27 protein-coding genes and 1 pseudogene are annotated in these 26,261 nt (G+C 73.3%); 15 read left to right on the top strand and 13 right to left on the bottom strand.

Features of this window, described 5'->3' with window-relative positions:
- Positions 1-178 precede the first annotated feature (178 nt).
- The gene (locus ABZY13_RS17080; protein ID WP_356631370.1) at positions 179-2,497 is read left to right on the top strand and encodes an esterase-like activity of phytase family protein; all 2,319 of its coding nucleotides are present in this window, start codon (positions 179-181) and stop codon (positions 2,495-2,497) included.
- A gap of 117 nt (positions 2,498-2,614) precedes the next feature.
- On the opposite strand, the gene ABZY13_RS17085 is transcribed toward ABZY13_RS17080, so the two are convergent.
- From ABZY13_RS17085 to ABZY13_RS17095, 3 genes are all read right to left on the bottom strand, one after another.
- Positions 2,615-3,277, bottom strand: a complete 663-nt coding sequence (locus ABZY13_RS17085; protein WP_356631444.1) for a hypothetical protein — start codon at positions 3,275-3,277, stop codon at positions 2,615-2,617.
- Positions 3,278-3,653: 376 nt separating this feature from the next.
- Positions 3,654-4,466 carry a hypothetical protein gene (locus ABZY13_RS17090; protein WP_356631372.1) on the bottom strand — a complete coding sequence of 271 codons (813 nt, stop codon included), beginning with the start codon at positions 4,464-4,466 and terminating at the stop codon, positions 3,654-3,656.
- Positions 4,463-6,106, bottom strand: a complete 1,644-nt coding sequence (locus ABZY13_RS17095; protein WP_356631374.1) for a serine/threonine-protein kinase — start codon at positions 6,104-6,106, stop codon at positions 4,463-4,465. The genes ABZY13_RS17090 and ABZY13_RS17095 overlap by 4 nt, the downstream gene beginning before the upstream one ends.
- 253 nt (positions 6,107-6,359) lie before the next feature.
- On the opposite strand from ABZY13_RS17095, the gene ABZY13_RS17100 reads away from it, so the two are divergent.
- From ABZY13_RS17100 to ABZY13_RS17110, 3 genes are all read left to right on the top strand, one after another.
- Positions 6,360-7,136: an SDR family NAD(P)-dependent oxidoreductase gene (locus ABZY13_RS17100; RefSeq protein WP_356631376.1), complete on the top strand. Its 777-nt coding sequence runs from the start codon at positions 6,360-6,362 to the stop codon at positions 7,134-7,136.
- Positions 7,137-7,523: 387 nt separating this feature from the next.
- Positions 7,524-9,908 carry a lamin tail domain-containing protein gene (locus tag ABZY13_RS17105; RefSeq protein ID WP_356631446.1) on the top strand — a complete coding sequence of 795 codons (2,385 nt, stop codon included), beginning with the start codon at positions 7,524-7,526 and terminating at the stop codon, positions 9,906-9,908.
- 474 nt (positions 9,909-10,382) lie between these two features.
- A complete protein-coding gene (locus tag ABZY13_RS17110) occupies positions 10,383-11,276 on the top strand; it encodes a DUF2637 domain-containing protein (RefSeq protein WP_356631378.1) in 894 nt (297 codons plus the stop codon).
- Positions 11,277-11,364: 88 nt separating this feature from the next.
- On the opposite strand, the gene ABZY13_RS17115 is transcribed toward ABZY13_RS17110, so the two are convergent.
- Entirely contained in the window at positions 11,365-11,955 is a 591-nt protein-coding gene (locus ABZY13_RS17115; RefSeq protein ID WP_356631448.1) for a lytic polysaccharide monooxygenase, read from the bottom strand.
- A gap of 532 nt (positions 11,956-12,487) precedes the next feature.
- Here ABZY13_RS17115 and ABZY13_RS17120 point away from each other — a divergent pair.
- From ABZY13_RS17120 to ABZY13_RS17140, 5 genes are all read left to right on the top strand, one after another.
- Positions 12,488-12,691: a cold-shock protein gene (locus ABZY13_RS17120; RefSeq protein ID WP_356631380.1), complete on the top strand. Its 204-nt coding sequence runs from the start codon at positions 12,488-12,490 to the stop codon at positions 12,689-12,691.
- 245 nt (positions 12,692-12,936) lie between these two features.
- Entirely contained in the window at positions 12,937-14,511 is a 1,575-nt protein-coding gene (locus ABZY13_RS17125) for a DEAD/DEAH box helicase (protein ID WP_356631382.1), read from the top strand.
- A gap of 53 nt (positions 14,512-14,564) precedes the next feature.
- Entirely contained in the window at positions 14,565-14,768 is a 204-nt protein-coding gene (locus ABZY13_RS17130) for a hypothetical protein (protein WP_356631450.1), read from the top strand.
- Positions 14,769-14,785: 17 nt separating this feature from the next.
- A complete protein-coding gene (locus tag ABZY13_RS17135; protein ID WP_356631384.1) occupies positions 14,786-15,109 on the top strand; it encodes an SCO5918 family protein in 324 nt (107 codons plus the stop codon).
- A gap of 279 nt (positions 15,110-15,388) precedes the next feature.
- The gene (locus ABZY13_RS17140; protein WP_356631386.1) at positions 15,389-15,760 is read left to right on the top strand and encodes a helix-turn-helix domain-containing protein; all 372 of its coding nucleotides are present in this window, start codon (positions 15,389-15,391) and stop codon (positions 15,758-15,760) included.
- A 22-nt stretch (positions 15,761-15,782) separates the two neighbouring features.
- Here ABZY13_RS17140 and ABZY13_RS17145 read toward each other — a convergent pair whose 3' ends face one another.
- The 3 genes from ABZY13_RS17145 to ABZY13_RS17155 all read right to left on the bottom strand — a co-directional run bounded on the left by ABZY13_RS17145 (position 15,783) and on the right by ABZY13_RS17155 (position 16,755).
- Complete coding sequence (locus tag ABZY13_RS17145; RefSeq protein ID WP_356631388.1) at positions 15,783-16,004, bottom strand: DUF4287 domain-containing protein; 222 nt, start codon at positions 16,002-16,004, stop codon at positions 15,783-15,785.
- A 104-nt stretch (positions 16,005-16,108) separates the two neighbouring features.
- The gene (locus ABZY13_RS17150) at positions 16,109-16,375 is read right to left on the bottom strand and encodes an SCO5918 family protein (protein WP_356631390.1); all 267 of its coding nucleotides are present in this window, start codon (positions 16,373-16,375) and stop codon (positions 16,109-16,111) included.
- 176 nt (positions 16,376-16,551) lie between these two features.
- Complete coding sequence (locus ABZY13_RS17155; protein WP_257542945.1) at positions 16,552-16,755, bottom strand: cold-shock protein; 204 nt, start codon at positions 16,753-16,755, stop codon at positions 16,552-16,554.
- 297 nt (positions 16,756-17,052) lie between these two features.
- Here ABZY13_RS17155 and ABZY13_RS17160 point away from each other — a divergent pair, with 297 nt between their 5' ends.
- Positions 17,053-17,346 carry a hypothetical protein gene (locus tag ABZY13_RS17160; protein WP_356631392.1) on the top strand — a complete coding sequence of 98 codons (294 nt, stop codon included), beginning with the start codon at positions 17,053-17,055 and terminating at the stop codon, positions 17,344-17,346.
- A gap of 105 nt (positions 17,347-17,451) precedes the next feature.
- Here the strand turns inward: ABZY13_RS17160 and ABZY13_RS17165 are convergent, their stop codons facing one another.
- From ABZY13_RS17165 to ABZY13_RS17175, 3 genes are read right to left on the bottom strand one after another with little or no spacing between them, the layout of a single operon-like run.
- A complete protein-coding gene (locus ABZY13_RS17165) occupies positions 17,452-17,943 on the bottom strand; it encodes an RNA polymerase sigma factor (protein ID WP_356631394.1) in 492 nt (163 codons plus the stop codon).
- Complete coding sequence (locus ABZY13_RS17170) at positions 17,940-18,542, bottom strand: class F sortase (protein WP_356631396.1); 603 nt, start codon at positions 18,540-18,542, stop codon at positions 17,940-17,942. The genes ABZY13_RS17165 and ABZY13_RS17170 overlap by 4 nt, the downstream gene beginning before the upstream one ends.
- Complete coding sequence (locus tag ABZY13_RS17175) at positions 18,539-18,910, bottom strand: sortase-dependent protein (protein WP_356631398.1); 372 nt, start codon at positions 18,908-18,910, stop codon at positions 18,539-18,541. The genes ABZY13_RS17170 and ABZY13_RS17175 overlap by 4 nt, the downstream gene beginning before the upstream one ends.
- Before the next feature lie 137 nt (positions 18,911-19,047).
- Here ABZY13_RS17175 and ABZY13_RS17180 point away from each other — a divergent pair.
- Together ABZY13_RS17180 and ABZY13_RS17185 are read left to right on the top strand one after the other, a co-directional pair.
- Positions 19,048-19,234: pseudogene (locus ABZY13_RS17180) on the top strand (hypothetical protein).
- Between the two features lie 76 nt (positions 19,235-19,310).
- Positions 19,311-19,808, top strand: coding sequence for a hypothetical protein (locus ABZY13_RS17185; protein WP_356631400.1), 498 nt, complete (start codon positions 19,311-19,313; stop codon positions 19,806-19,808).
- A gap of 341 nt (positions 19,809-20,149) precedes the next feature.
- Here the strand turns inward: ABZY13_RS17185 and ABZY13_RS17190 are convergent, their stop codons facing one another.
- Positions 20,150-21,805 carry a glycoside hydrolase family 13 protein gene (locus ABZY13_RS17190; protein WP_356631402.1) on the bottom strand — a complete coding sequence of 552 codons (1,656 nt, stop codon included), beginning with the start codon at positions 21,803-21,805 and terminating at the stop codon, positions 20,150-20,152.
- 178 nt (positions 21,806-21,983) lie between these two features.
- Here ABZY13_RS17190 and ABZY13_RS17195 point away from each other — a divergent pair, with 178 nt between their 5' ends.
- Together ABZY13_RS17195 and ABZY13_RS17200 are read left to right on the top strand one after the other, a co-directional pair.
- Positions 21,984-22,958, top strand: coding sequence for a nucleoside hydrolase (locus ABZY13_RS17195; protein ID WP_356631404.1), 975 nt, complete (start codon positions 21,984-21,986; stop codon positions 22,956-22,958).
- A gap of 92 nt (positions 22,959-23,050) precedes the next feature.
- Positions 23,051-23,833: a hypothetical protein gene (locus ABZY13_RS17200; protein WP_356631406.1), complete on the top strand. Its 783-nt coding sequence runs from the start codon at positions 23,051-23,053 to the stop codon at positions 23,831-23,833.
- A gap of 32 nt (positions 23,834-23,865) precedes the next feature.
- On the opposite strand, the gene ABZY13_RS17205 is transcribed toward ABZY13_RS17200, so the two are convergent.
- Positions 23,866-24,540 (bottom strand): GAF and ANTAR domain-containing protein, encoded by a 675-nt coding sequence (locus ABZY13_RS17205; protein ID WP_356631408.1) that lies wholly within the window; start codon positions 24,538-24,540, stop codon positions 23,866-23,868.
- Positions 24,541-24,983: 443 nt separating this feature from the next.
- Between ABZY13_RS17205 and ABZY13_RS17210 the strand changes: the two genes are divergently transcribed.
- Complete coding sequence (locus ABZY13_RS17210; RefSeq protein WP_356631410.1) at positions 24,984-25,319, top strand: DUF6401 family natural product biosynthesis protein; 336 nt, start codon at positions 24,984-24,986, stop codon at positions 25,317-25,319.
- Between the two features lie 67 nt (positions 25,320-25,386).
- On the opposite strand, the gene ABZY13_RS17215 is transcribed toward ABZY13_RS17210, so the two are convergent.
- Positions 25,387-26,202, bottom strand: coding sequence for a hypothetical protein (locus ABZY13_RS17215; protein ID WP_356631412.1), 816 nt, complete (start codon positions 26,200-26,202; stop codon positions 25,387-25,389).
- Positions 26,203-26,261 lie beyond the last annotated feature (59 nt).

Consider the following 26,261-nt stretch of genomic DNA (forward strand, 5'->3'; position numbering starts at 1 on the left):
CCTGTAAAGGGCCGCCCTTCCTTCCGGCCGGAAATCATTAACGCCGTTTCCAAAAACGGCCCTCCGCCCCGGCGACGACCGGCGCTCCCGTTCTTCGCCGACTGTTCACCCGCGCGCCCCGTCCGCCCTCCTCCCCCGTGCGACGATCCGCTCCGCCGTGCACGACACCGGAGGAACGATGCTCCCCAAGAGAACACCCGCCGCGCTCGCGGCCCTGGCCGTCACCGCGGGCGCCCTGTCCGCGGGACTGGCCCACGCGGACCAGCGAGGCGGCGCGGACCACGCACCGCGGCGGCCGGCGGCGTTCGAACGCACCGCCACCTACCCCGTCTTCCAGAACCGTCCGGCCGGCGAGGACGCCGCCTCCGAGACCGTCGCCGAGATCTCCGCGACCAGCGAGGACGGCCGCACCCTCGTCTACACGGACGCCGCCGCCAAGCGCATCGGCTTCCTCGACCTCGGCGACCCCCGCCGGCCCCAGGGCCTCGGCACGCTGTCCCTCGCCACCCTGGGCAACGCCGACGACGAACCGACCTCCGTCTCCGTCGTCGGCCAGTACGTGCTGGTCGTCGTGAACACCAGCGCGAGTCACACCGAGCCGTCCGGCCGACTCGACGTCATCTCGCTGCGGGGCCGCGAGCGGGTGGCGAGCTTCGACCTGGGCGGCCAGCCCGACTCCGTCGCGCTCAGCAAGGACAAGCGGTACGCCGCCGTCGCCATCGAGAACGAGCGCGACGAGGAGGCGACCCCGGCCGGCGGCGAGGAGGGCGACCTGCCGCAGGCGCCCGGCGGTTTCGTGCAGATCGTGGACCTCAAGGGCGCCTCGCCCACCGGCTGGAGCCTCCGCGAGGTGCCGCTGACGAACGCCGACGGCTCCGCGCTGCCCGTGCTGGCCGACGCCGGGATCGCCGCGCCCGCCGACCCGGAGCCGGAGTACGTCTCCGTCAACGGCCGCGGCCAGCTGGCCGTGACGCTGCAGGAGAACAACGGCATCGTCACCGTCGACCTCGCGTCGGGCCGCGTCACCAAGGCCTTCAGCGCGGGCACCGCGTCCCTGACCGGCGTCGACACCGTCGAGGACGACGTCATCGACCAGACCGGCTCCCTCACCGACGTGCCGCGCGAGCCCGACGCCGTCGGCTGGATCGACGACCGCTACCTGGCGACCGCCAACGAGGGCGACTGGAAGGGCGGCACCCGCGGCTGGACCGTCTTCGACAGCCGCACCGGGAAGGTCGTCTGGGACGCCGGCAACACCTTCGAGCGGATCGCCGCACGTCACGGCCTGCTCAACGAGGGCCGTGCCGAGAACAAGGGCACCGAGCCGGAGGGCCTCGCGATCGCCGAGTACGACGGGGTGCGGTACGCCTTCGTCGGCTCGGAGCGCAGCAACTTCGTCGCCGTGTACGACCTGAGCAAGCCCACCGAGCCGGTCTTCCGGCAGGTGCTGCCCACCACCAACGGTCCCGAGGGCCTGCTGCCGATCCCGTCGCGCGGCCTGCTCGCGGTCTCCAGCGAGGAGGACGACGCCGGCGCGGGCGTGCGCGCCTCGGTGAGCCTGTTCCGGCTGGGCAAGAAAGCCCCCGCGTACCCGACGCTGGTCTCGGCCTCCGACGCCGCGGGCACGCCGATCGGCTGGGGCGCGCTCGGCGCGCTCTCGGCCGTACCGGGCCGCCCCGGCGAGCTGTACACGGTCACCGACGCCGCGTACGCCACCACCCGCATCCTCACCGTCGACACCCGCAGCAAGCCCGCCGTCATCAAGCGGGAGCTGACCGTCAAGGACGCCGCGGGCAACCCGGCCGCCTACGACGCCGAGGGCGTGCACGCCCGAACGCAGGGCGGATTCTGGCTGGCCGTCGAGGGCAGGACCGGCGCCGGCAACCAGTTGGTGCGCCTGGACGCCGACGGCGTCACCCGGCAGGTCGTCCCGCTGCCCGCCGACGTCGCCGCGGGCCTCGGCTCGCAGGGCTTCGAGGGCGTCACCGCCACCACCGGCGCCGACGGCCGCGAAATCGTCTGGGCCACCCTCCAGCGCGAGGTCAAGTCCGACCCGGCGGGCGTCGTCCGGATCGGCCGCTACGACGTCCGGGCCGGCGCCTGGAGCTGGTACGGCTACCGCATCGGCACGACCACCACGGCCGGCGACTGGATCGGCCTGTCCGAGATCACCGCGGTCGGCGGCGAGCTGGCCCTCGTCGAGCGCGACAAGCTGAACGGCCCGGCCGCACGGGTCAAGCGCGTCTACACGGTCGGCATCCCGGACGCCGCCGCCCCCGCGGGCGCCCTCCCCGTCCTGCCGAAGACCCTCGCGTACGACGCCCTCCCCGACCTGCGGGCCACCAACGGCTGGACCCAGGAGAAGCTGGAGGGCCTCACCGTCGCCGGCAACGGCCGCGTCTACGCCGTCACCGACAACGACGGCCTGGACGACTCCACCGGCGAGACGGTCCTGCTGGACCTCGGCAGCAGCCGCAAGCTGTTCGGCCGCCACTGACCCGCCGGGGACGCCCGCCCCCGCACACGACGAAGGCCCAGGTCGGTGACCTGGGCCTTCGTGCGTGGGCTGGGCCGGGGGGTGCCCGCCGGGCGCGCTGCTCCCGGCGTACGGCCGTCAGGCCTCCAGGTCGTACAGCACGAACTCCTCCCACGACCCGGTGATGTCGGTGGAGCGGGCGCGCAGGGCGTACTGGAGGGAACCGGCGTAGTTGTTCTCCATGGTGACGAACATGCCGTTCAGCTCGGACTGGAGCGCCCAGCGCTGCTCCGTCTCGTGGACCCACAGCGTGAACCGCTCCCAGCCGCCGACGCTCGTGGAGCGGGCGCGCAGCACGTTCCGCGCGCTGCCGGTGAAGTTCTTCTCCACCGCCACGTAGCGGTTGTTGGCGAGGGACCTCAGCGACCAGGTGTCGGTCGTCTCGTCGTACTGGAAGCCGAAGCTCTCCCAGGAGCCGCCGACCGCGGCGGAACGGGCGCGCAGCACACCGGTGTTCGGCGCCGGGTAGGTCACCTCGGCGGCGACGAAACGGCTGTTGCGGACCGACTGGATGGCCAGCACCTCCTCCTCGGCCAGAGCGGAGACCTTCTCACCGGCGGCGGACGGGGCCCGCAGGGCGCCCCGCTCACCGGCGATCCGCTCCAGTTCGGCGGCGTCCACGGCCTGCCACCCGCTGGGCACGCCGGCCGGACGGTCGGTCGCCGGGGCGGCGCCGGCCGCGGGAGCGACCAGCGCCGAGCCCGCCAGCAGGGCGCTCACGGACAGGAGAACGGAAGTGATGCGTCGCACAGGAATTCCTCGCCGTCGTCGTTGTCGTCGAAGCCCGCCGAGGCACACAGAATTCCGTTCCGGAAATCGGCAGGACGATGCGTTTCTCCACGCAGGAATTCCTCCGCGCGCGGCGACGCCGTCCCCCGATGTACCCCCGCTCCGAAAACCGCCGCGGGCACCCCTCCCTGGGCGCCTCGACGGCCGCTGCCCCTCCTCGGCCGAGCGACTTCAGCGTAACGGCGGGGTGCTGTCGTCGCAGCGGATTAAGGGAAAAGCAGACACGCCGGAACGGCGCCATCATGAATTAACCCTTCCGTCGCATTCCCGTACGCCGGATCACATCATTCCGCCGAACCGCCGTCGCGCATTCCCGCGGCCCGCGGCGTCACCGGCAGTCGTACGCGAACCTCACGCTCGCCGTACGGGGATCCGGCGTGAGGATGCGCAGTTCGGCGCGGGCCGGGTAGCGGCCCCTGCCCTCGAAGGTCCACAGGAGACGAAGCCGGGCCTCCCTCTGCCCCCGCGTCACCTCCTCCTCCAGGACCTCCGAGTCCGTGCCGTCGCTGCGGACCCAGCGGTAGGTGAGCGTGCCGGGGCGGCCGTCGGTGGTGACGCGGGCGGTGATGTCCGCGGTGGCGTCGCAGCCGAGGACCGTGGGCGTGACGGCGACCGTCGCCTCCCGCACCGCGACGGACGGGCCGAGCCGGTGCCAGGCGAGGAACGCCAGGACGGCGACGAGCACCAGCGCGGGCAGGGCGTGGCGCCGCCACCCCCGACGCCGGGACGCGGCCTGCGACGCCGGTACGACGGGCAGGGTGCGGTCGGTCCGGTCGGCGCCCTGGGGCCACAGGGCCCCCTGGGCGCCCTGGGTCCGGTGGGCGCCCTGGGTCCGGTGGGCGCCCTGGGTCCGGTGGGTGCGCCGGGCCACCGCCGCGGTCACTCCGGGCCCGAAGCGCAGCACCGTGCCCTCGGTGCGGTCCGGCTCCGCCGGCGGGACGCCGCTCGGGAGGGTCGGGACGGGACGGGTCGCGTCCGGGTCCAGGCGGGCCGCGTCCGGATCGGGACGGGTCGCGTCCGGGTCCGTGCGAGCCGCGTCCGGGTCCGGACGAGCCGCGTCCGGGTCGGGGCCCTGGATCCAGTGGCTGGCCAGGACCGTGGCGCTGTACTCGGGGTCGTCCTCGGCGGCGGGTCGGTTCACTGGAGGTCGCACCCCCTGGTCAGCAGTTGCTGCGAGGCGCCGCCGTCGGCGGAGGCGGGCGCGGTCGTGGAGCGCACGGTCCAGTAGCAGCCGGCGCTCCGGAAGGCGTGGGTGACGGTGAGCGTGTACTGGGTCGCGCCGCTGCGCTCGTACGTCTCCGGCGCGCCGTCCTGGACGCCGGGCTGGCCCGCGGTGCTGCCCGTGAACCAGGCGAAGGTGATCGACAGCGGTCCGGGCCCGTCGGCGGTGACGGTGACGGTCGCGGTGGCGGTCGTGGGGCCGGTCTGGCGGAACTCGGAGACGGTGACGTCCTTGACGGCGGGCGCGGAGGGGGCGGACGGGGGCGCGGGGGTGGTCGGCGGGGCGGACGTCGGGGCCGTCGCGGGCGGGGCCTCGGCGGGGTCCGTCGTCTCCTCCGCGGGGACGGCCGTGGTGGGAGCGGTGGACTCCGGGTCCGAGGGCGACGGTTCGGCCGGCTCCGCGGACGAGGGCGAGGACGACGACGCGGACGAGGACGGCAGGGGCGAGGCGGCCGGTCCCGCGGGCTCCTCCCCGCCGGGCGCCGCGCTGGTGGTGGCCAGCGCCCGCGCCGCCGTCTCCTGCCGGTCGGCCGCCGCCGGGAGGTACGCGAGGCCGTACGTCAGGAGGAGGCCCAGCAGGACGGCCGCCCCGGAGACCAGCATCCCCGCCGGGCCGGGCAGCCACGTCCCCGCCCCGCCCGGCGTGCGCCCCAGCACCGTGCGGGCGGTGTCGGTGGTCGTCCGCGGGCTCCGGGCCGAGGGCAGCAGCAGCGCCAGCAGGGCCACCAGCCCGGCGAGCGCACGCCGGCCGCGTTCCTCCCAGCCGGGACCGTAGGAGGCTGCGGCGGCGGCCTCCAGCTCGGCGACGAACGCCTCGGCGTGCGCCGGCCGCAGCGCCGGGTCCTTCGCCAGTCCGTGCCGGACCAGGTCCCGTACGGACTCGGGGACCTCGTCGGCCGGGATCGGCGCGTCGACGTGCCGGAGGGCGAGTTCGGCGAGGTTGTCGCCCGCGTAGGGCCGGTGACCGGTCAGGCACTCGAAGAACGTCGCGGTCGCCGCGTAGACGTCGGCGGCGGGCGAGGCGGGCGCGCCGGTCCACTGCTCCGGGGCCATGTAGGGCGGGGTGCCCGCCACGCCGGCGCTGGTCCCGGCGTCCGCCGCGATGCCGAAGTCGACCAGCTTGGAGCCGCCGTCCGGCAGGACCAGGACGTTGTCCGGCTTGTAGTCCCGGTGCACGACGCCGACCCGGTGGGCGTCGGCGAGCCCGAGCAGCGACCCCTTCAGCACCACCAGCGCCGCCTCGGGCGGCAGCGGCCCCCGCGTCTTCAGCAGGGCCCGCAGCGAGACGCCCTCCACCAGTTCCATCACGATGGCCGCGCCGTCCGGGCTCTCCACGTACTCGTACAGCCCGGCGACGTGCGGACTCTCCAGCCCGCTCAGCAGCCGCGCCTCCGCCCGGAACCCGTGGACGAAGCCCGGCCGCGTGCGCAGCGACTCGCTCAGGTACTTCACGGCGACCGGCACCCCGGTCTCCTCGTGCACGGCCAGCACGACCCGCCCGCTCGCCCCGGCCCCGAGCTGAAGCGACTCGGCGTACCCGGGCACCGCCCATGTGCTCATTCCAGCCCCCCCACGGCCCCGCCGCGCCGCGGATTCTCCTCCGCGCCGGGGCCGTGGGCCATGCCCTGGAGGACACACATTTCGGCCACCGCGGTTGCAGCTCCCGTACACCGCTCCCGCGGAGGGCGGTTGACGTGCGAGGGAGGGCGGTGGAAGGCTCGCGGGGCAGCTTTGGGAGCGCTCCCAAAGCTGTGCGGCGGACGTTTTCGGGCCACCGCGCCTACGCACCGACCCGGCAGGGGAGAAGAACACCGTGAGCAGCATCTTCATCACCGGTTCCGCCCAGGGCATCGGCCACGAGACCGCCCGGACGCTGATCGGGGCCGGGCACCGTGTCGTCGCCCACGCCCGCGACGAGGAGCGCGCGACCGCGCTGCGCGCCTCCCTGCCGGACGCGGCGGCCGTGCTCACCGGCGACCTGGCGTCCCTGAAGTCCACCCGCGCCCTGGCCGCCGCGATGGCCGAGGCGGGCCCGTTCGACACGGTGATCCACAACGCGGGCCTGGGCGGCGACGTCCCCGAGCGGGTGGTCACCGCCGACGGCCTGGGCCAGATCTTCCAGGTCAACGTCGTGGCGCCCTATCTGCTGACCGCGCTGTCCCCGCGTCCCGCGCGCCTGGTGTACCTCACCTCGGGGCTGGAGTCCGAGGGCCGCCTCGACTTCGACGACCTGACGTTCGAGAAGCGGCCGTGGGACGGCATGCAGGCCTATTCCGACAGCAAGCTGATGGACGTGGTGCTGGCGTTCGCCGTGGCGCGGATGTGGCCGGACACCGTGGTCAACGCGGTCGACCCGGGCTGGGTCCGCACCCGGATGGGCGGCCCGAACGCCACGGACGCCCTCCCGGACGGCGCCGACACCCCGGCGTGGCTGGCCTCGTCCGACGACCCGGAGGCCCTGCTCACCGGCCGCTACCTCAAGCACCGCGTCTCCCTGAAGGCCAACCCCGCCGCCTACGACCGCGCCGTCCAGGACCGCCTCCTGACCGTCCTCGCCGACATCACCGGGGAGACCCTGAAGGCGTCCTGAGCCTGCCACGGGCGGCTCCCTGCCGTGACCGAGCCCGCGACGGGCGGCTCCCGGCCCTGCCCGGGAGCCACCCGCGCGTGCCGATTCCGTATCGAACACCCCACACCGGCACCGTCCCCCGGAAATGCGGAGACCCCCGCCCGCACCCCGCCGCACCGCCCCCAATCCCCTTTCGTTCCCCGGAATTAACCTCCGCCCTCTTGGCGATCCCGCCTCTACGCGCGTAACTTGAGCCGACTCCCCCACCCGGCAGCATGCGGCCTCGCGCACGAGTCAGCGAGCGCGCGGACGTTGCCGTGCACGACGACGTACCCGAAGTACGAGGAGACCGCCAGCGTGTCCAATTCCGCAGGAAGCCGACCCCGCGCGTACCGCACCCGCCACGCGCTGATATCCGTGGGGGTGACGGGCGCGTTCGCGTTCACCGCGCTGCCCTCCGCGTTCGCCGCGCCGTCCGCCACCGCCGTGATCGCCGAGGTGTACGGCGGCGGCGGCAACTCGGGCGCGACGCTGGTCCGGGACTTCATCGAGCTCGGCAACGCCGGGTCGGGGGCGTACGACCTCTCCGGGCTCAGCGTGCAGTACCTGTCCGGCTCGCCGTCGGCGTCCTCCCAGTGGCAGGTGACCCCGCTCAGCGGCTCGATCGCCCCCGGCAAGCGGTACCTGGTCGCCGAGGCGGCCGGCAGCGGCGGTACGACGGCCCTGCCGACGCCCGACGCCACCGGCTCGATCGCGATGAGCGCCTCCAGCGGCACCGTCGCCCTCGTCTCCGGCACCACCGCCCTGACCTGCAAGACCGCCGCGGACTGCGCCGCCGAGGGCCGGATCGTCGACCTCGTCGGCTACGGCAGCGCCGTGGTGCGCGAGGGCAGCGGCCCCGCCGCCGGCGCCTCCAACACCGCCTCCGTCGCCCGCGCCGCGTCCCTCGCCGACACCGACGACAACGCCGCCGACCTGGCCGCGGGCGGGCCCTCGCCGGTCAACTCCGCAGGTCAGACGCCGGGTTCCGGCGACGGCGGCGGGGACGGCGGCGGCTCCACCGAGCCGGGCGCCGTCCGGGTGCGCGACATCCAGGGCACCACCCGCCTGTCCCCGCTCAACGGGCAGACGGTCACCCGGGTGCCGGGCGTCGTCACCGGCGTGCGCACCAGCGGCTCCAAGGGCTACTGGATCCAGGACCCGCAGGCCGACGCCGACCCGCGCACCAGCGAGGCCGTGTTCGTCTACACCGGCTCCGCCGACCCGGCCGTCGCCGTCGGCGACTCGGTGCTGGTCAGCGGCAAGGTCACCGAGTACTACCCGAGCAGCACCAGCCAGTCGGTCACCGAGATCACCGGCCCCACGCAGACCGTCCTGTCCAGCGGCAACGCCCTCCCCGGCACCGCCGTGCTGAACGCCGCCACCGTCCCGGACGCCTACGTGCCCACCGCCGGCGGCGGCAGCATCGACACGCTGCCCCTCGAACCCGCCACGTACGCCCTGGACTTCTACGAGTCCCTGGAGGGCATGCACGTCGAGGTCTCCGACGCCCGCGTGGTCGGCGCGACCACCCAGTACGACGAGCTGTGGGTGACCGTCAAGCCCGACGAGAACCCGAGCGCCCGCGGCGGCACCCGGTACTCCTCGTACGACCAGCCCGGCACCGGCCGTATGAAGGTGATGTCCCTCGACACCGCCGCCGCCTTCCCGGTGGCGAACGTCGGCGACGAGCTGACCGGCACCACCAGCGGCCCCCTCGACTACTCCACCTACGGCGGCTACAACCTCCAGGCCACCCGCCTCGGCACGCTCGCCGACGGCGGCCTGGAGCCCGAGGTGACCCGGGCGCAGAAGAACAAGGAACTCTCCGTCGCCACGTACAACGTCGAGAACCTCGACGCGCTCGACGACCAGGAGAAGTTCGACCGCCTCGCCGAGGGCGTCGCGGTCAGCCTCGGCTCGCCCGACGTCGTCGCCCTGGAGGAGATCCAGGACGACAACGGCGCCGTGAACGACGGCACCGTCACGGCCGAGCAGACCCTCACCCGCTTCACGGACGCCATCGTCGCGGCCGGCGGCCCCCGCTACTCCTGGCGGTACGTCGCCCCCGAGAACAACCAGGACGGCGGCGAGCCCGGCGGCAACATCCGCCTCGCCTTCCTCTTCGACCCCGAGCGGGTCGACTTCGCCGACCGGCCCGGCGGCGACGCCACCACCGCGACGAGCGTCGTGAAGACCAAGAAGGGCGCCCGGCTCAGCCACTCGCCCGGCCGCATCAACCCCGCCTCCGCCGCCTGGGAGGACAGCCGCAAGCCTCTGGTGGGCGAGTTCGTCTTCCGCGGCGAGCGCGTCTTCGTCATCGCCAACCACTTCGGCTCCAAGGGCGGCGACCAGCCCCTGCACGGCCGCTACCAGGAGCCGAACCGCAGCTCGGAGACCAAGCGCCACGCCCAGGCCGCCGAGGTGAACACCTTCGTCAAGTCCCTGCTCGCGGCCGACCGCGACGCCAAGGCCGTGGTCCTCGGCGACCTCAACGACTTCGAGTTCTCGAAGACGCTGACCACCCTCACCGACGGCGACGTGCTGAACCCGCTGGTGAACACCCTGCCCGCCGCCGAGCGCTACACCTACGTCTTCGACGGCAACTCGCAGACCCTGGACCACATCCTGACCAGCCCGGCGATCACGCATTTCGACTACGACATCGTGCACATCAACGCCGAGTTCGCCGACCAGGCGAGCGACCACGACCCTCAGATCGTCCGCATCGACGTCAGCAAGTGCCGTAAGTAGTCCCGGCCTCAGCACGCGCGACGGCGCCCGCCACCGGCGGGCGCCGTCCCGTTTCCCGCCTGTGGCGCAACAGCGGCAACGGGCGGTGACCATTCTCCGGCCGGGTCAGGATCGCCACCGGATGGCAGAGCTACAAGGCGCTTTTCTCATGATCCCTCACTCATAACGTCCGCCGAGAACACCGAACCAGCGCCGCACGACCCGACACTCGGAACTCCACTTTCGAGGGACACCGGTTCCCCCGAATGCCCGGCACCTCGGCTCGTGCGGCGCTCGTTAGTCCATCGTGAAACGGACGGAGACACACCCAGCCGATAATCATCCGACTGATCCCCTGGCACCGTCCGAGCACTGCTCGGACCTGCTGGATGATTTTCTGAGAAGAATCAGTCAGATGGAAAGGGAATACCTCCGGGCCATGGCTGATTCGCGTCCCGGCGCGAATCCCGCGCCTCGGTGTGAAGGGACGGTCGGATGGACAGGATTCGCGGCGAAGCCGGCCTCGACGACCTTGGGTACACCCTGAGAGCGGGCCACGATCCTTTGAGTACGCACCGCTACGACACCGGCTACCCGATCTCCGTCGACACCCAGCACATGTGGGCCGTACCCGACCAGGACGGCGCCCCGGGCGGCTGGGACCCGGCCGAGGAGCTGGCCGAGATGCTCGCCGGCGCGGCCCGGACGCAGACGGTCTCCGGCCCGATGACGGGTCCGATGACGAGCCCGCTGAACGGCTCGCTCCACAGCCCGCTGAACAGTCCCCTCAACAGCACGCTCACGAGCCCTTACAACGGCCCGCTCACCGGTCCGCTGAACACTCCGTTGAGCGGCTCCCTGAACGGCCCGCTCAACGGCCGCCCTCGGCGCCGCCGCAGCCGGCGCAGGCTCCCCCCGGACTCGCACTTCCTCGACGGCGGCCGGCGCGTCACCCACATCACCCTGCTGATCGCCGCCATCACGGTCAGCTCCGTCGCGATGCTGGGCTGGTCCATCGCCTACTCGTACGACCAGCTGCGCGGCGTCGCCTCGTCGGTGCTGCCCGGCCGGATGGCGGTGTGGTGGCCGCTCACCGTGTTCGGGCCGTGGTTCGTGGCGGCCCTGTCGATCCTGCGGGCGACCATTCAGCACCGGTCCGCCGTGCGGTCCTGGGCCGTCATCCTCACCGCCTCCGCGATGGCGATGGCGCTGTGCGTCGCCCATACGTCCCACACGCTGCTCTCCCTGGTGATCATCGGAATTCCGCCGGTCACCGCCCTGGTGTGCTTCTGGGAACTCATCGGCCAGGTCCCCTCCCCGGTCCGCCCGAAGCACGCCGCCCCCTCCACCGGCCCGGGCAGGACCCGCAGGTCGCACGGCCTCCACTGAGCCACGGCCCGCACCGGCACAGGACGGCCGCAAGGCCCGGGCCGCCGAGACGAACGGCGGCCCGGGCCTCTGCGACGTCGGCCGGCTGCTACCGGAAGTTGACGTCGCTGCAGATGAAGTACGTCTGGTCCATGTGCGACGCCTGCCAGATCGTGTAGACGATGTGGCGGCCGCTACGGCCCGAGGCGCTCACGTCGACCAGGTAGTTCTGGCTCGGCGCGTACCTGCCGGTGCGCTTGACCAGCTCGAGGTCGCTCCACTTCAGGGGCTGCGTCGTGGCGTTGAAGCCCTGCTTGGTGACGTAGACCAGGAGGTAGTCGGCGCCGTGGCTCGCCTGGTCGTGCAGCTTGATCGTGAAGTTGCTGCCGACGTCCTGCATCTTCCACGCGCCCGGCGAGTCCAGGGAGTTGTAGCGTCCGCCCTCGGTCCGGCCGCCGCTGCACAGCTGGCCGTCGGGGACCACCGCCTGGAAGTTGCCACCGGAACCATTGCGGTAGAGGCCGTTCCAGTTCCACATGCCGTTCGGGTTGTACTGCCATGCCTGCCAGCACATGGGGTCCTGCTGGGCCATGTTCGGGTTCTGGAAGTCGCTGCCCCAGCGCTGCCAGCAACCGTAGTTGCGGGACGCCGGGTCGACGACCGACCCGTGGGCCGTCGCGGTGCCGCTCCAGGGGATCATCAAGAGCAGAAAGGCCGCGAGGGCGCTGAGGAGAGGTGTCGCGGTACGGCGCAACACGGTCTCCCTCCTTCCAGTGGGGGTGGGGAGTGGGGGGAATCCATGGGAGCGCTCCCAAAAGCCAGGCTGAGGGCCCCACGCCACACCGGCAACACCTAAAACAGGCCACTTTCGAAACGATCACCAAGTGTGGCCTTCGTCTCGGTACGGCGCCTCCGACGCCGACCCCGGTCCCGCCGCCCCGACGGCATCGGGGGAGGTCACGCGCGCGGGCCCGCGCCCGCGCCGGGAAGGCTGCGACCGGAGCGGAGCAATATCTGTCCCGGTGACATGAGAAATCGATACCGGTCGCCGGGAATATTCCCCGGGCGGCACCCGGCGGCGAATTGTCCGCCGGGCTCCGCCGAACACGGCATGCTAGTGTCGTTCTCAGTTGCAGTTGTGGTTGCCTAGAGGTTTGTCCGACGGGTTGATCATCACGGCGACCGGAGCGGGCACAGGGTCCGCTCCGAGCACCGTCCCGAAGGAGAAACAAATGGCTTCCGGCACCGTCAAGTGGTTCAACGCGGAAAAGGGCTTCGGCTTCATCGAGCAGGACGGCGGCGGCCCCGACGTCTTCGCCCACTACTCGAACATCGCCACCCAGGGCTTCCGTGAGCTGCTGGAAGGTCAGAAGGTCACGTTCGACATCGCCCAGGGCCAGAAGGGCCCGACGGCCGAGAACATCGTTCCCGCCTGACTCTGACGCATCACACTGACGCGTTACTTCGCAGCTGGGGCCCGCACCTTGGGGTGCGGGCCCCAGCTCGCTGCTTTTCGGGGCACGCCGGCTGCCCCCGACGGAAAGAAACACCCGGAGATCTCCTCCCGGACATCTCCGCATTCCGATCCGGCCCTCGTCATCCGGCTCGTTCTTGCGATTCTCCGCGCTGTTCCTTCGCTGCGGAAATTCCTTGATACGTGCCATATCAAGGAAGGTTCTGCATGAACCGCGTACGAACGAACGATCGCTACACCCGTACCCGAAGCCGCGGCGGCGCCGGTGGTTCCGGTTCCGCCGGACGCTCCGGCGGCGCCCCGCGCCGCTCCGGTTCCAAGGGCGGCTACGGCGGCGGCCGCCAGTCGGCCGTGCACGGCGAGTTCGCCCTGCCGCAGACGATCACTCCCGCCCTCCCCGCCGTCGAGTCCTTCGCGGACCTCGGCATGCCGGAAGGGCTGCTGGCCGCGCTCGGCCACGAGGGCGTGACCGTGCCGTTCCCGATCCAGGCGGCGACGCTGCCGAACTCGCTGGCCGGCCGTGACGTCCTCGGCCGCGGCCGCACCGGCTCCGGCAAGACGCTGGCCTTCGGTCTCGCGCTGCTGGCCCGCACCGACGGCCGCCGCGCCGAGCCCCGTCGCCCGCTCGCGCTGGTCCTGGTGCCCACCCGCGAGCTGGCCCAGCAGGTCACCGACGCGCTCACTCCCTACGCCCGCTCCCTGCGGCTGCGACTCGCGACCGTCGTCGGCGGCATGTCGATCGGCCGCCAGTCCAGCGCCCTGCGCGCGGGCGCCGAGGTCGTCGTCGCCACGCCGGGACGGCTGAAGGACCTCATCGACCGCGGCGACTGCCGGCTCGACGACGTCGCCATCACCGTCCTCGACGAGGCCGACCAGATGACCGACATGGGCTTCATGCCCCAGGTCACCGCGCTGCTCGACCAGGTGCGCCCCGACGGTCAGCGGCTGCTGTTCTCCGCGACCCTCGACCGCAACGTCGACCTGCTCGTCCGGCGCTACCTGAACGACCCGGTGGTGCACTCGGTCGACCCCTCGGCCGGCGCGGTCACCACCATGGAGCACCACCTGCTCCACGTGCACGACACGGACAAGCACCGCACCACCACCGAGATCGCCGCGCGCGAGGGCCGGGTGATCATGTTCCTGGACACCAAGCACGCGGTGGACCGGCTCACCAAGCACCTGCTCGCCAACGGCGTCCGGGCGGCGGCCCTGCACGGCGGCAAGTCCCAGCCGCAGCGCACCCGCACCCTCACCCAGTTCAAGAGCGGTCACGTGTCCGTGCTGGTCGCGACGAACGTCGCCGCGCGCGGCATCCACGTCGACAACCTCGACCTGGTCGTCAACGTCGATCCGCCCAGCGACCACAAGGACTACCTGCACCGCGGCGGCCGGACCGCCCGGGCCGGCGAGTCCGGTGTCGTCGTCACCCTGGTCACGCCCGACCAGCGGCGCGGCATGAGCCGGCTGATGGCGGCGGCCGGGATCTCCCCGGTCGTCACCGCGGTCCGCTCCGGCGAGGCCGAGCTGAGCCGCATCACCGGCGCGCAGGCCCCCTCCGGCGTGCCGGTCGTCATCACGGCGCCGGTCGCGGAGCGCCCCCGGCGTTCCGCCTCCTCCTCGTCGTCCTCCCGCGGGCGTCGCGGACGCGGCCCCGCGCAGAGCGGCGGCGGCCAGGCCGGGGGCCAGGGCGGACGCGGCGGCCAGACCGGCGGCCGTCCCGCCGGCGAGGCGGCCCGCCGCAGGCCGCAGCGCCGGACCGTCTCCGACCCGGCGGCGTGAACGTGACCCTCATCGACGACCGGAACAGCCCGGACCCGCGCGTCCTCGACGACATGACCGTCGAGGTGGCCCTGTCCGTCATGGTCGGCGCCCGGGTCGAACGGCTGCTGGTGTGCGACGGGGACGACGAGTGCACGGGCTCGGTGACCCTCGCCGAGCTCGCCGCCCTGCGCGCCGGCGCCGACTGCACGGACCGGACCCGGCTGCGGGACGTCCTCGCCCGGCCGGTCCCCGCTCTCTCCCCTCTCCCCCTGTGATCCCCCTGTGAGGCATCATGCGCTGCGTCATCGCCCGGTACCCGTTCGATCTGACCAAGACCGGTGTGCTGGAGTCCATGAAGGGCGTCACGCCCGAACTCGTCACCGCTGAGTCGGTGACCATCGGCCGCCGCCGCTACCCCGTCAAGCAGGTGGGCGAGGTCATCACCCGCCAGGACCGCCGGGACTTCTCCGCCGGCGAGGTCGTCCGGGCCATGGCCCGCCTCGGCTTCACCTGTCACCCGCACCCCGAGGCCGTGCCGGCCGCACCCGCCCTCACCCCGCTCCAGACCGCCTCGGCGCTGCTCGGCACCGCCGACCCCGAGCCCCTGGACGCCTAGAGGGCGCACCTGACCGAGGGCCCTGCCGACGCGCGTCGGCAGGGCCCTCGCCGCTGTCCGGCCACCGTCGGGCGGGGCGTCCCGGGCCGCGGCGGGAGGGCTGACGGAAGTCCGTCGCGGGGCGTCGGGAGGCCGTCCGAGGACTGTCGCGGGGCCGTCGGGGAACGAAAATCTGAGCTGCGGAAGGAAGGAAAGGTCCCCGGATGGTGTTGAATTCGTACGGGGCTCTGGCGCCGTTACGGCATCAGAGCCCCTGGACGCGTTGCACTACGAGGTGACATGACAGCAGATTCTCCGCTCAGCGATCGACTCGACGACGACGACTACCCCGCCTACACGATGGGCCGGGCCGCAGAGATGCTCGGCACCACCCCGGGCTTCCTGCGCGCCATCGGGGAGGCTCGTCTGATCACCCCGCTGCGCTCGGAGGGCGGGCACCGCCGCTACTCGCGGTATCAGCTGCGGGTCGCCGCACGCGCCCGGGAGCTGGTCGACCGGGGCACGCCGATCGAGGCGGCCTGCCGCATCGTGATCCTCGAGGACCAGCTGGAGGAGGCCCAGCGCATCAACGCGGAGTACCGCCGCGCGGTGAACGCCCAGCGGGGCGAGGCGCCCGGCGGTCCGGGGCCGGACGACGCCGGCGCGCACTGAGCCGCGCTCGCGCCCCCGGTGCTCACTTGCCGCGGTCGGCGGAGTCCTCGGCGAGGGTGTGGGCCACCAGGGCGTTGGCATGGCCGTGGCCCAGGCCGTGCTCGGCCTTGAGCCAGGCGACCAGCTCCATGTGCTTGACCAGCGGCGAGGCGCGGATCAGCGTCTTCCACTCGGCGACCGGGCGGCCGTACTTCTTCTCGATCGACGGGAAGTAGCTCGCGGGGCCCTTCACCGGTGCGCTCATGGCGGTCGTCCTCTCCCTGGTGTTCACGTCACGAGGTGTGCCGTGAGGGAAGACCGGGGGACGGCCGGAAAGTCATCGGTTCCGCGGAAAGCGGGCCGACGTCGTCACAGACCCGGTTCGGGGGACGGCTGAGGGGCGGGCGCCGTGTGGCAGGCGAAGCCCAGTCGGGTGAGCGCCCTGGTCATCTCGAACGCCGTGAAGTCGCGGCGGTCCTGCCGGGTGATCACCTCGCCCACCTGCTTGACCGGGTAGACCTGCCGGCCGATGACGACGCAGGCGCCGGTGGCGGGTTCGGGGGCGACGCCGTGCATGGACGCCTCGACCTCCGACTTCACCAGTTCGAACGGGTAATGGGCGATCACACAGCGCATGGGTGCCTCACCAGGGTCGGGGCCGGTCGGGGGAGCCGATCGTGGAAAACGGACAGGGCCCGCACCCTGGGTGCGGGCCCTGTGAAGCCGTCAGCTCATGCGGAATTCAGGCGACGTTCGTGACGTCACGCCTCGTCGCGTCGGACGAGGTGAATACCGCACGCGATTCGGACGCGTCAGGCGGGAACGATGTTCTCGGCCTGCGGGCCCTTCTGGCCCTGAGTGACGTCGAAGGTCACCTTCTGGCCTTCCTGCAGCTCGCGGAAGCCCTGGGTGGCGATGTTCGAGTAGTGGGCGAAGACGTCGGCGCCGCCGCCGTCCTGCGCGATGAAGCCGAAGCCCTTTTCCGCGTTGAACCACTTCACAGTACCGGTGGCCATATCAAAACTCCTAGGCAGTGCTGGAGGCCCGCACTGTGCGGGCCTTCTCATCCGCTGCGATGATCACCTGCCCGGAAAAACCGGTAACTCAAATGGCAACCACAACTGCAACTGACGTCGAGCCTAGCATGAATGCCGCCGAAGGCACGGGGGATAAATCACACGGAAGGCCGAAGACCTAATTGAGTCAATAAAACTTTTCCGGCGTCCGGTGAATATCTGTGCCGCCCGCATCAGATTTCCGGCATCGGGGAGGGCGTCGCGGACGGCCCCGTCGACTGCCCTGCGGGCGGCCCGGTGGGCCGCCCCGCGGAGGGCCGGTCGGACGGCCGGGTGGACGGTCCGGCGGACGGCTCGGCGGACGGCGCCTCCGTGGGTGACGACGGATCGGGAGTCGGCGACGGAGACGACGTGCTCGCGGGCGCCGGTGGCGTCGGCGGTGCCAGCGGGATCGTCGGGGAAGGGGGCCTCGCGGCGTCCGACAGCAGCGGTGGCAGCGCGATCAGCAGGGCCGCGGCGCAGGTCGCCGCCGCGCCGACGGCGGTGCGCAGCAGCCGGCGGCGGGAGGCGGCGCGGCGGATCGCCTCGTAGCGGCCGGGCGGGGGGCCGAGGTGACCGGGGTGGCCGGAATCCGCCCGCAGGAGCACTGTAAGCGGGTCGTCCTCGGAGGGGAGCCCGAAATCTCCGCAATCTCCGTCAAGACGTGTGGTCAAGGCTCCTCCTCAGATGGACGCGCAGCAGTTCGCGGGCCGCGTGCAGGTCGGCCTTGACGGTCCCCTCCTTGCGCCCGGTCAGCGCGGACACCTCCCGGATCGGCATGTCGGCGTAATAGTGCAGGAGGATCGGTACCCGGAGCCGTTCGGGGAGCGACTGCACCAGGAGCCGTACCGAGGGGTCGGCCGGTTCGGCGTGGGGGCGGACGGCGGCCTCGGAGGTGGCCCGGTGGACGGCCCGGCGCTCGCGTTCCAGCTTGCGCCAGTGGTCGCGCACCAGGTTGGCGGCGGTGACGTAGAGGAAGCCGCGGGGCTCTTCGACCTTCGTCCAGCGGGCCCACAGCCGGGTGAACGCCTCCGAGGCGATCTCGTGGGCCGTCTCGTCGTCGTCCACGAGGCGGCGGCACCAGCCGGCCAGGCGGGGGTAGAGGACGGCGAACAGTTCGGACGCCGCCCTGTCACGGGACCGTTTCACCGCTCTCCCGCCGCGGCGGCGAAGACGATCACGTTGTCCCGGTATCCGTCGCCGGTACGGGGCCCCGCGCAGGTGATGAGCCGCAGCTCGGGCCGGCGGGTGTCGCCGTAGACGGCGTCGGACGGGAAGTGCGCCCTGGCGACCGTGCGCACGGCGCGGACGGTGAACCGGGGGGCCGTGCCGTCGTCCAGGCCCGCCGTGATCCCGTCGCCGCGCCGCAGCCGGGCGAGGTGGCGGAAGACGCCGTCGCCGTGGCGGCCGACGGTGACGTGGCCGAGCAGAACGCAGGGACCGACGCGGCCGGGCGGCGGCGAGTGCCGGTACCAGCCCACCGGATCGTCGGCCGTGACCGGCGGCACCTCGACCGTCCCGTCCGGCGCCAGTCCGAGGGCGATGACGGGGGCGTCGACGCCGATGGCCGCGATGCGCAGCCGGACGGGCACGGGACGGGCGCCGGGGGTCGGGCGGTCGGGGCGGTCACCGGTGGCTGTCGGGGCTGCGGGGGCGGCGGGGTGTTCCCGTCGCCCGCCGCCCCCGCAGCCCGCGAGCAGCGAGGCCGTCGCCGCCGTGGCGAACGCGCGCCGGGACAGAAGGCTCATGCCCCGGTCGCCCGGCGGCGGCGCACGACGAGGAACGCGGCGCCGCCGGCCCCGGCCAGCGCGACGACGCCCCCGCCGAGCAGGTTTCCGCCGCCGCCGGAGGCGGGCGCCCCGGTGTCGGGGGCTCCCTCGGGCACGACGGACACCTGGCCGTCGTCGGTCGCGGGGGCCTCGGTGGGTTCGCCGCTCGGGGCCGGGCTGGGGGCCTCGGTGGGTTCGCCGCTCGGGGCGGCCGGGCTGGGCTCGGTGCTGGGCACGGCGCTCGGCCGAGCCGTGGGGGCCACCGTCGGGTCGTCGGCGAACGCGGGAGCGGCGCCGGTGAGCAGGGCGGCGGCGAGGGCCACGGCGGTGAGGACGGTGCGGCGCATGGGGTCGTTCTCCTTCGTTGGGGTGCGGTCGAGCGGAGAGACGAGGCAACGGGGCGCCGGGTTGTAAAAGAATGGCAAAGGCGAGGAGGGCGGGCATCCTCGGACCGGGGTCGCGAAGGGGAGGGAGCGGGATCGGTATGGGCGGACGACGTCATGTCGCTCGCGGTGCGCCCGGCGGCTACCGCATCCGCGACAACCGGCGCCGCGGCCGGTGGGGCGACTTCTACGAGGTCTGCCCGGACGACCTGCTCGCCGCCGAACGGCGCCGGGGACCGGGAGCGGATCACCGGGCTGATGAGGCGCTACCGGGCGCTGAAGCGCTGAGCGCGCGTCGAGTGGCCGCCCCGCACGGTCCGCACTTCACTGGGGGAAGGCGTACTCACGACTCCAGGGAGGCGACATGGCCGGACGGCGCAGGCGCTGGGCGGTCGGCGAGGCGGTGCCGGCGGTGGTGCTGGTACTGACGGTGACGGCGGGGGTCGCGGGGTGCTCCGGAGAGGACTCCCCGGGGAACGTCGCGAGCAGGGCCGCCTCGGCCGCGGAGTCGGCGGCGTCGCGCGGTCAGGACGCGCTCGCGTCGGCGACCGCGGAGGCGGGGCGCAGGTTCGAGGACGTCAAGGACGGTGTCGACGCCAAGAAGGACGTCACCCTGGGCAAGCCCGCCACCGACGGCGACGGCCGTACGACCGTCGAGGTCGGCGCCCGCAACACCACCGGGGACCGCAGGTCCTTCACCGTCCAGGTCGACTTCAAGAACGCGGACGGCGCGTTCCGTGACACGGTCGTCGTCACCGTCTCCGACGTCCCGCCCGGCGAGACCGGCCGGGCCACCGCACGCAGCACCCACGACCTGTCCGGCGAGGTGCGCGCGGAGGTGGCACGGGCGGTGCGCCACTGAGCCACCGCCCGGTCAGGGCGCGACCGGGCGGTCCCGGCCGTCCGGGTCAGCCCGTCAGGACGCGACCGGGCGGTCCCGGTCGTCCGAATCAGCCGGATCAGCCGGATCAGCCGGATCAGCGCCGGGGACCCGCCTCGTCCTCCGTGCGCACTGGGTCCTCCCCCCCCCCGGTGCACACCGCTCGTGCAGCGCCACGGCGGCCTCCGGTCGCTCCGCCATCCGGCGCTCGCCGCCCGGGGCCCGTGCCCGCGGCCTCCTCGCACCGGTGAGCTGCGACGATCCGGTCACACGGTCCGGGCAGCCCCGGGCGGCGGCAGGTCAGGGCCGGGCCGGCGAGTGGGTCACCGGCCCAGCCAGACGGTGGTGTCCGGCCCCAGCCGTCCGTCCTCGTCCAGCGGGGCGCTGCTCAGCAGGACCTCGCCGGAGGGCAGCGGCACGGAGGCGCCGGACAGGTTCGTCACGCACCGCCAGCCGGGCGAGCGGGTGAAGTGCAGCACGCCGGGCGGGGTGTCGCCGGGGTCGGCCCAGGCCAGCTCCTCCCCGTCGAGCAGCTTGCGCCGCAGCCGCAGGGCCGCGCGGTACAGCTCCAGGGTCGATCCCTCCACCCCGTCCTGCGCCTCGACGGCGTACGACGCGAACTCCGGCGGCTGCGGCAGCCACGCGCCGCCCGCGCCGAAGCCGTACGAGGGACCGGTCGTCGTCCACGGCAGCGGCACCCGGCAGCCGTCGCGGCCCTTGCGGGTGTGGCCGGTCTGTTCCCAGATCGGGTCCTGGAGCACCTGGGTGGGCAGGTCGGCGACCTCGGGCAGGCCCAGTTCCTCGCCCTGGTAGACGTACGACGAACCGGGCAGCGCCAGCATCAGCAGTGTGGCCGCGCGGGCCCGGCGCAGTCCCGCGGCGGTGTCGATCGCGGGGGCCCGGCCGCCGGTCAGCAGCCAGGCGTTGTCGTCGGTGCCGGGCGGGAGCATCAGCCGGGTGGCGTGGCGGACGACGTCGTGGTTGGACAGCACCCAGGTGGCGGAGGCGCCGGCGGCGCGCGCGTCGGCGAGGGAGGCGGTGATGACCCGGCGCAGTTCGCCGGCGTCCCAGCCGGTCTTGAGGTACTCGAAGTTGAATGCCTGGCCCAGTTCGTCCGGACGGGCGTACAGGGCGCGGCGGACGCCCGGGACCCAGGCCTCGGCGACGGCCATGCGGGGCGGTGAGTAGGCGTCGAGGATCTTGCGCCAGTCGCGGTAGATCTCGTGGACCTCGTCGCGGTCGTAGAAGGGGTGGCTGCCGGGCGGCAGGGTGGCGAGGGCGGCCTCGTCGCTCAGTTCGGGCGCGCCCAGGTCGCGCAGCGGCTCGCTCAGGTCCTTGGCGAGGGCGTGGGCGACGTCGACGCGGAAGCCGTCGACGCCGCGGTCGCACCAGAACCGGAGGGTGGTGCGGAAGTCGGCGCGGACCTCCTCGTTCTCCCAGTTGAGGTCGGGCTGCTGGGGGGCGAACAGATGGAGGTACCACTGCCCGTCCGGGACACGCCGCCAGGCGCTGCCGCCGAAGACGGACTGCCAGTCGGTGGGCGGCAGTTCGCCGCTCCCGCCGCGTCCGTCGCGGAAGACGTACCGGTCGCGGGCGGCCGAGCCGGGGCCGGCGCGCAGCGCCTCCTGGAACCAGACGTGCTGGTGGGAGGTGTGGTTGGGGACGACGTCGACGATGACCTTCAGACCGAGCCGGTGCGCCTCGGCGACCATCGCGTCGAAGTCGTCCAGGGTGCCCAGGCGCGGGTCGACGTCGCGGTAGTCGGCGACGTCGTAGCCGCCGTCGGCGAGTTCGGAGGGGTAGAAGGGGCTCAGCCACAGGGCGTCGACGCCGAGCGCGGCGAGATGGGTCAGCCGCCGTGTGACGCCCTTGAGGTCGCCGAGGCCGTCACCGTCGGCGTCGGCGAAACTGCGGGGGTAGACCTGGTAGATGACGGCCTGGCGCCACCAGTCGGGATTCTGCGGGGAGAGATCGGGCACGCGGTCTCCGTAACAGAGGGCGGACAGAACACAGAGAATCTGTCCACTTGGCCGGAAAAGCGAACATCGGGGGGCAGGCGCGCGGTCGCGGTGACGGCGGCGCGCCCCGGTGGCGGTCACGCGGCACGCCCCGGTGGCGGACCGGGCGGAAACAGACGCCGCGTCATAAAGTCCCCCCGTGGAGCGAATCCCCGTGATCATCGACTGTGACACCGGCGTGGACGACGCCCTGGCCCTGCTGTTCGCCGTGCGTCACCCGCGTCTGGATCTGCGGGCGGTGACCTGTGTCGCCGGGAACACGGATGTGACGGGCGTCGTCCGCAACACCCTCACCGTGCTGGAGCGGGCCGGCGCGCCCGGCGTCCCGGTGGCCCGGGGCGCCGAACGGCCGCTGATCGAGGCGCCGCGCTCGGCCCGGCACGTCCACGGCCACGACGGCATGGGAGACCTCGGTCTGCCCGCCCCGGCCCGCCGCCCGGCCGACGTGGACGCCGTCACCCTGCTGCGCCGCGAGATCCTCGCCTCCCCGCGCCCGGTCACCCTGATTCCCACGGCGCCGCTGACCAACATCGCCCTGCTGCTGCGGACCCACCCGGAGGTGGTGCGGGGCATCGAGCGGATCGTGTTCATGGGCGGTGCGGTGGCCACGGGGAACGCGACGGCGGTCGCCGAGTTCAACGTCTGGCACGACCCGGAGGCCGCCGCGATCCTGCTCACGGCCGGGGTGCCGACGACGATGTACGGGCTCGACGTGTTCCAGCGGGTCGTCGTGCCGTCGGCGGACGTGCGGCGGCTGCGCGCGAGCACCGAGCCGGGCGCCCGTCTGGCGGGCGACCTGCTCTCCCACCGCCCCGCCACGCCCGGCTCCGACCCGGAGGACGAGCCGGCGGGCGGTCTCGGCGACGCGGGCGCGGTCTGCGCGGTCGCCGACCCGGCCGGACTCACCACCGAACTCCTCCCGGTGGAGGTCTGCCTCGCGCCGGGCCCGGCCCGCGGCCAGACCGTCGTGGACCGCCGGCCCCGCCCCGGCGAGTCCGAGATCCACGAGGGCGTCCGTCCCCAGCCCCTCGTCGACGTGGCCCTGGACGTCGACGTACGGCGCTATGTCGACCTGTTCCTGACGACGGTGGAGGGACACCCGGCGCACGGGTGATCACCCGGACGGGCCGCCGCGCTGGCCGCCGACGGCGCGGGGTGATGCCGTGGACGTGACCCCGTCGGCACGTCCCCCTGGAGGCACCCTCGATGGAACGCGTTCCGGCCGCCCGCGCGATCGCCGCCGCTGTGCTGTCGGCGGGGATGCTGAGCGCCTGTTCCACGGGCGGGGAGCAGATCGCTCGGGAGGGACGGCCGGCGGCGCCCGTGTCGTCCGCGCCCGCCTCGCCGGCCTCCCCCAGCGCGCCGCCCAGCCTCACCGAGGCCCAGGCGAGGGCCGCCCTCATCACGGAGAAGGATCTCGGCGAGCCGTGGGCCCCGACCGAGGGCGCGGCGACCTGGCGGGACGGCTTCCTCAAGGCGGGCGTCCCGGCGAACCTGCCCGACTGCCGGCGGCTGCTCGACGTGCTGTACGCCGAGGAGTTGCTCGGCGCGCCCGCCCGCGCGGTCGTCGGGCTGGACGACGGCTGGGACGAGGCGCAGCTGCGCTACCAGGTCACCTCCCGGCCGCCCCGGGACGTGGACGACACCCTGGCCTGGCTGAGGACCCTCCCCCGGACCTGCGCGAAGTTCACGGCCACCACCGCGGGCGGCGCCCGGCGCGGGGTCGAGGTCGAGGAGGCCGACCTGCCGGAGGTGGGGGACGCCCGCCAGGGCCTGCGGGTCACCGTGCGGGCGCAGGACCAGCGCGGTTACGACGGCGAGCCCGTCACCCTCACCCTGGACGTCGTGGCGGTCCGCGTCGGGGAGGACGCGTTCGCCCTGACCAACGGCGGCCTGGGCGAGGTCTACGCCGAGGTGACCCGGGCGGCGGCGGAACTGGGCGCCGAGCGGCTGGCGCAGGTGCGCCGGCAGGGGCGGGTACAGGTGTGAGGGATGCGTCCGCCCTCGGCCTCGCCGGCCCGTCAGTCCCGCTCGAACCGATCCCTGCGGGTCACCACCTCGTGCGCCGCCACCAGCACCGTCCTGCCCTGCGCGAACGCGTGCCCGCGCAGGCGGGCCAGGGCCTCGTCCGCGTCGACGCCGAGCTGCGCCATGATCATGCCGACGGCCTGGTAGACCTCGTCGTGCTCGGTGGCCAGCTCGCTGAGCCAGGGCCGGTCGGGTGAGCGGTCCCCGCTCACCTCACCGAGCGGCAGCACCGTCAGCGCGTTCGTCATCACGCCCGCCATCAGGGTCGCCGTCCGCAGTTCCTCGGGGCTGAGCCCGCCGGGGGTGTCGCGGTAGAGGTCGAGGGTGCCGACGCAGCCGGCGTCGTCGTGCAGCGGCAGCGCGTACACCGCCCGGACGCCGACCTCGGTGGCCTGCTGGGCGAAGACCGGCCAGCGCCCGGCGTCCCGGCCGCCGGTCAGGTCGGCGGCGATCACCGGGCCGCCGGTCCGCGCGGCGTGCAGGCAGGGGCCCTCGCCGAGGGTGGCCTGGATCTCCATCAGGTACGCCGCCCGGTCGTCGCTGGCGCTCAGCGGCACGGGCATGCCGTCGTGGCACAACGACACGCTCGCGCAGCTCACGGGCAGGACGCGGACCGCGACACGGCACAGCCTCCTCGGGATGTCCTCGTGTTCGTCTCTGGGCCGCACGGTCACTCCCTCCACCGGCAGGCCGGAAACGAGGGCCGACTACCCGTGGCCCCCGCACCGAAACCGGCGGCCCCGAGTGGCCTGGACCTCTTCCGGGCGGGACCCGGGACCCCTAGCTTGGGGTGAGGCTCGATCCTTCGCACTCATGTCGCACTCGTACCGCAGTCACGTCGCAGTCATGATGAGGTTGCCGTGTTCGGACCCCCCACATCCGTCACCCGCCCCAGCCCGACCGCCCGTTACGCCCGTGCCGTCGCCGCCGCCGTCTTCGCCACGCTCGCCCTGGTCACCGCGGCCGGTGCGGGGCCCGGGCAGGCGCCGGGAACCGGTGGAGCGGGCGGGCGAGGGGCGCCGTACGGCCTCTCCCGCGGGCGGCGGCCCGTGACGGAAATCTCCGCGCATCCGGGACCGGGCACGGCCGCGGCCCCCTTAGCGTGGAGGGCATGTCTGCCCTGGCCAGGATCAGCAGCGCGTTCGCGCCCCGCTTCGCGGAGTTCGCCTTCGAACCCGGTTTCACGGCCGCCGTCGACCAGCACGTCGCCGAGGTCAGGGACCGCCTGTCGGCGAACGGCTCCGGCCTGGTCCCGCGTCCGCCGCACCGGGAGGACCTCGCCGACTACGCCCTCGGCTTCCTGGACGCCCTGGAGGAGCTGGACTGGCGCGAGCCGGTCGGCCACGACTACGCGGTGTGCCGGCTGACCGCCATCAGCTGGCTGGTCCACCGGCACGGCCTGCTCACCGAGGACGACTCCCCGGCACAGGGCCGGGGCCTGTCCTAGCCGGAACCGGGAGACCCCTCTCCGGCCCGGGAGGGCAGGCCCGCACACGGCCCCGGCGGCCGGCGGGTCACATGCCCGTCGACCCGGGCCGGTCCGTGCGGCCCGGCATGTCCGTGCGCTCCCGCGCCGGCTGGTTCGACATCGCGTCCTCACGCCCCGCCTGGTAGGCCGAGGCGCCGCCCCGCGCGCGGGCCGTCTCCTGCTCGGCGGTGTCCAGCCACCGCTCCCAGCGCTGCCGCATCGGCATGATCATGCCGCCGCCGACGCCGACGATCAGGATGCCCGCCGCCGCGGCCAGCGCCGCGTACAGCACCGGCTGCGTCACGGCGACCGCGATGCCCGCCTGGCCCAGGGCGGCGATCACGCCGAGGCCGACGATGCAGGCCCAGGCGATGGTCGCGACCGTGCGGCCGTACGACATCGAGGACAGCGCGCTCTGCACGATCCCGCGCACCGCGTTGGCGATGGCCATGGCCACCACGATCAGCACCACGGCCACGATGCCGCGCGGGATCCAGGAGACGATGCCGTCGATCATCCGGCTGACGGGGTTCGTGCCGAAGACGCCCAGCGCCAGCTGGAGGGTGATCAGCATCAGCGCGTAGTACACGATCTTGCAGACGATGCCGGTCAGGTCGTACTTGGACTCCCTCAACATCCGCGACGCGCCCGCCCGCTCCGACAGCCGCTCGGAGCCCACCTTGCGCAGGACCCGGTCCAGCACCCGGGCGATCATCTTGGACACGAACCAGCCGATGGCCAGGATCACCAGGAAACCGACGAGCTTCGGCACGAACGTGGCGATCCTCGACCAGGCGTCGTTGATTCCCGAGGTGAAGTCGATGGACAGACTCGTGGAGCTCGTGGAGAAAGTGGTGGCCATGCGCTGCACTTCCTTCGTCGGGTACGGACGACCCCTCCTTCGTGGATAGCAGCGCGCTC

The sequence above is a fragment of the Streptomyces sp. NPDC006610 genome (assembly GCF_040611575.1).
Classification (GTDB): Bacteria; Actinomycetota; Actinomycetes; order Streptomycetales; family Streptomycetaceae; genus Streptomyces.

Coding starts and splice junctions, on each gene's coding strand:
- ABZY13_RS17155 (WP_257542945.1), bottom strand. CDS start 16,755: ATGGCCACCGGTACTGTGAAGTGGTTCAACGCGGAAAAGGGCTTCGGC.
- ABZY13_RS17140 (WP_356631386.1), top strand. CDS start 15,389: ATGACAGCAGATTCTCCGCTCAGCGATCGACTCGACGACGACGACTAC.
- ABZY13_RS17210 (WP_356631410.1), top strand. CDS start 24,984: ATGTCTGCCCTGGCCAGGATCAGCAGCGCGTTCGCGCCCCGCTTCGCG.
- ABZY13_RS17200 (WP_356631406.1), top strand. CDS start 23,051: ATGGAACGCGTTCCGGCCGCCCGCGCGATCGCCGCCGCTGTGCTGTCG.
- ABZY13_RS17120 (WP_356631380.1), top strand. CDS start 12,488: ATGGCTTCCGGCACCGTCAAGTGGTTCAACGCGGAAAAGGGCTTCGGC.
- ABZY13_RS17170 (WP_356631396.1), bottom strand. CDS start 18,542: ATGAGCCTTCTGTCCCGGCGCGCGTTCGCCACGGCGGCGACGGCCTCG.
- ABZY13_RS17095 (WP_356631374.1), bottom strand. CDS start 6,106: ATGAGCACATGGGCGGTGCCCGGGTACGCCGAGTCGCTTCAGCTCGGG.
- ABZY13_RS17175 (WP_356631398.1), bottom strand. CDS start 18,910: ATGCGCCGCACCGTCCTCACCGCCGTGGCCCTCGCCGCCGCCCTGCTC.
- ABZY13_RS17125 (WP_356631382.1), top strand. CDS start 12,937: ATGAACCGCGTACGAACGAACGATCGCTACACCCGTACCCGAAGCCGC.
- ABZY13_RS17185 (WP_356631400.1), top strand. CDS start 19,311: ATGGCCGGACGGCGCAGGCGCTGGGCGGTCGGCGAGGCGGTGCCGGCG.
- ABZY13_RS17130 (WP_356631450.1), top strand. CDS start 14,565: ATGACCGTCGAGGTGGCCCTGTCCGTCATGGTCGGCGCCCGGGTCGAA.
- ABZY13_RS17080 (WP_356631370.1), top strand. CDS start 179: ATGCTCCCCAAGAGAACACCCGCCGCGCTCGCGGCCCTGGCCGTCACC.
- ABZY13_RS17215 (WP_356631412.1), bottom strand. CDS start 26,202: ATGGCCACCACTTTCTCCACGAGCTCCACGAGTCTGTCCATCGACTTC.
- ABZY13_RS17150 (WP_356631390.1), bottom strand. CDS start 16,375: ATGCGCTGTGTGATCGCCCATTACCCGTTCGAACTGGTGAAGTCGGAG.
- ABZY13_RS17145 (WP_356631388.1), bottom strand. CDS start 16,004: ATGAGCGCACCGGTGAAGGGCCCCGCGAGCTACTTCCCGTCGATCGAG.
- ABZY13_RS17110 (WP_356631378.1), top strand. CDS start 10,383: ATGGACAGGATTCGCGGCGAAGCCGGCCTCGACGACCTTGGGTACACC.
- ABZY13_RS17115 (WP_356631448.1), bottom strand. CDS start 11,955: ATGATCCCCTGGAGCGGCACCGCGACGGCCCACGGGTCGGTCGTCGAC.
- ABZY13_RS17135 (WP_356631384.1), top strand. CDS start 14,786: ATGCGCTGCGTCATCGCCCGGTACCCGTTCGATCTGACCAAGACCGGT.